Genomic DNA, 301 nt, shown 5'->3' with positions numbered 1-301 from the left:
GCGAGGGGGAGCACCCCCGGGCGGTCGCACGGTGAAGTGTGCGGGACAATGGAGTACGTGACTCGGATCGTGATCATCGGTGGCGGACCCGGCGGATACGAAGCGGCGCTGGTCGCCGCGCAGCTCGGCGCGGAGGTGACCGTCGTCGACTGCGACGGCCTGGGCGGTGCGTCGGTGCTGACCGACTGCGTGCCGTCCAAGACCCTGATCGCCACGGCCGAGGTGATGACCACCTTCGACTCCTCCTACGAGGAACTGGGCATCATCGTCGCCGACGACACCCCGCCCATGGAGCAGGCCG

General features: G+C 69.4%; 1 protein-coding gene. It reads left to right on the top strand.

Features of this window, described 5'->3' with window-relative positions; genetic code table 11:
- Nucleotides 1-48 precede the first annotated feature (48 nt).
- Nucleotides 49-301 (top strand): FAD-dependent oxidoreductase (locus tag CCN29_RS36215; protein ID WP_442538486.1); only part of this gene is annotated, 253 nt, incomplete at its 3' end.

It is taken from the genome of Streptomyces pseudogriseolus, assembly GCA_002154585.1.
GTDB lineage: Bacteria > Actinomycetota > Actinomycetes > Streptomycetales > Streptomycetaceae > Streptomyces > Streptomyces pseudogriseolus.
This window is presented reverse-complemented; position numbering and strand designations above follow the sequence as displayed.